The organism is Piscirickettsia salmonis LF-89 = ATCC VR-1361 (assembly GCF_000297215.2).
Classification (GTDB): domain Bacteria; phylum Pseudomonadota; class Gammaproteobacteria; order Piscirickettsiales; family Piscirickettsiaceae; genus Piscirickettsia; species Piscirickettsia salmonis.
The window spans coordinates 1-2,337 of sequence record NZ_AMFF02000093.1; the positions used below are offsets into that span (position 1 = coordinate 1).

General features: G+C 39.6%; 5 protein-coding genes. 4 read left to right on the forward strand and 1 reads right to left on the reverse strand.

The genetic code is table 11. The features are described from left to right. Positions 1 to 12 precede the first annotated feature (12 nt). Positions 13 to 840: an IS3 family transposase gene (locus C200_RS09580; protein WP_052133281.1), complete on the reverse strand. Its 828-nt coding sequence runs from the start codon at positions 838 to 840 to the stop codon at positions 13 to 15. Between the two features lie 122 nt (positions 841 to 962). Between C200_RS09580 and C200_RS16925 the strand changes: the two genes are divergently transcribed. The 4 genes from C200_RS16925 to C200_RS16150 all read left to right on the forward strand — a co-directional run. Continuing rightward, entirely contained in the window at positions 963 to 1,124 is a 162-nt protein-coding gene (locus C200_RS16925; RefSeq protein WP_436197642.1) for a phosphatase domain-containing protein, read from the forward strand. A 172-nt stretch (positions 1,125 to 1,296) separates the two neighbouring features. After that, positions 1,297 to 1,545, forward strand: a complete 249-nt coding sequence (locus tag C200_RS09585) for a hypothetical protein (protein WP_196771713.1) — start codon at positions 1,297 to 1,299, stop codon at positions 1,543 to 1,545. Next, positions 1,545 to 2,144, forward strand: coding sequence for an AAA family ATPase (locus tag C200_RS09590; protein ID WP_016212021.1), 600 nt, complete (start codon positions 1,545 to 1,547; stop codon positions 2,142 to 2,144). The genes C200_RS09585 and C200_RS09590 overlap by 1 nt, the downstream gene beginning before the upstream one ends. Further along, positions 2,141 to 2,337, forward strand: a 197-nt coding sequence (locus C200_RS16150; protein WP_033923748.1) for a hypothetical protein, incomplete at its 3' end; no start/stop codon positions are given. The genes C200_RS09590 and C200_RS16150, both read left to right, overlap by 4 nt.

Genomic DNA, 2,337 nt, shown 5'->3' on the forward strand with positions numbered 1-2,337 from the left:
GGCGGCTTCATTCTAAGGCCGTGAACACACGAAAATAACCTTTCTGAAGCTCCCTATAACTTTTCGCAACAGTGCCGAAATTTTGATACCACGATCAATTAATAGCTGTGTGTGGTCATGAGAGGTGTACTGACTGCCCTGATCTGTATTAAATATTTCAGGTGTCCCGTATCGCTCTAATGCTTGTTTGAGGACATTAATGACTAAACTTGAATCCATTGTAGTGGAAATCTTATGTGATAGGATAGCCTTAGAATGCCAATCAATTACAGCTGCTAGATAAACAAAGCCACCATCCAGCCTAATATAGGTAATATCTGTGCTCCACACTTGATTTGGCTTGTAAACTTCCAAGTCTCTAAGTAAATACGGATATTTTTTATGCTCGGGGTGAGCAAGAGTAGTACAAACTTTCTTCGTTGGATAAATGACTTTAAGTCCTAATTCATTCATATAATTTCTAACACGGTTCAATCCTACGCTATAACCTCCCTCTATTAGCTGCTGATGAACCTTGCGATAACCATAGAACGGTGTTTCGGTATAAATTCGATCAATAGCTCTTAACAGCTCCATTTTATCTTTGGTACACCGTACAGACTTATAATAACAATTGCTGCGATTAAAATTTATTAATTCACATTGCCTTGTAACTGGAATATTTTTCGGCTCAGACTCAATAAGGCACTTTCTTGTTTCATAGTCCAAGCTCTTCAACTTTTTTGCCGCCCACTCCAACTCCGCTGTGCGTTTGCCTAGTTGACGGTGATCTCCTTCAATGACCTCTAAGACAACTTTAGTTTTAAATTCAGCGCTTGGCTTCTTTCTTTTTTGACTCATCTCATAGCTCCTAAAATGTTACGCATCATTTTAACCTTTCAGGAATAAATCGTTAAATTATCCTGTCTGAAAACTCGGGAGCATTATACTCCAAAAGTATCCCTTAATTTAGACATTAAATTTTGGGGATCATTTCAGATAATATTATAAAAGAAGAAATACTAGACCGTTTATTATCTAATAATAAGCACATACTTTTCGTCATCGACGATCGAAGACAAGTAGTAGATATGTGGCGCAGACGTGGTATCGTCTGCTTGCAATGTGCAGAAGGCAATTTTTAAATGAAATTTTGTCTATAAATATCACAACAGTGGTTGAGTGCTATTATACCACCACTTTTAACAAAAGGTGCCTTCTGTTAAAAGTGGTGGTATAATTATCCAATAATAGCAACTGCTTAACAGTAGTGGCCAAACCAGTCCCAACGGGCGTAATGTTAAAAGTTAGAGCGCTATGGAACTTGATCTGAAAAACATAGACAAGATGAGTCCACAACAAGAAAAGTTATTCTGGAAAAAATTTGAACGTGAACTGGGTTTTGACTCGGGTGAAGCCGCTTTAAGTCACCTGTCGGCAGGTCGTCCTATTTATTATGGCGATGATCGCTACTCTGATGCGGTGATTAAAGAATATCCTGATGGAACGAAGCAACTGGTCCGCTTTGATGACAATGATAATGAAATTATCATTGAGGAACTATAATGGCTCAACCACAACTTTGGGTAATTGCAGGGCCGAATGGCAGTGGTAAGACCACATTGGCTCAACGCTATTTCAAAGATAAGTTACCTGTTGTTAATCCAGATGAGATTGCAAAAGAACTCGATCCAAATGACCCTCACCAACTTAAAACGGCGACCAAGGCGGGTAAGCTTGCCGCAAAACAGCGGAAGGATTACCTTGATCAATCAAAGAATTTTGCCTTTGAAACAACCTTTTCTGGCAAAGGTGAACTTGTTTTAATGCAAAAGGCAGCTGATGCAGGTTTTAAAGTCAATTTGGTTTTTATTAGCACAGATTCGCCGACTATATCTCGTGGCCGGATTCGTCAACGAGTAAGTGAGGGCGGCCATCATATCCCCTCTCAAGATGTAATCAGACGCTATCATCGCAGTTTAATTAATTTGCCAAAAGGCCTGTCAATCGCAGATAGGAGTTTTATTTTAGATAATTCTCGTTCACGATTGCGCCTTTTGTTATCAAGAGAAAACAGTAAAGTTAAAAGCCTGAGTAAATCACTCCCTCAATGGCTAAAAGGAGTTAACTTAGGGTTTGAGCTGAAAAAAGGTTTGCAGCGATGAGTGTTGAAGTAGAACATTCTCTGGCATGTGATGGTCATGAGCGAGATCGGGATTTTCTAACTACTCCTGAAATTCAACAACTGTTAGAAGGCTCCAAAAAAGGACGTTATCCAATACGTGACCAAGCTCGTAAGCGTCGCTACCTCGGTAGGTATTTTGCACATCCAATGATGCAAAATCGCCGAGCGAAACG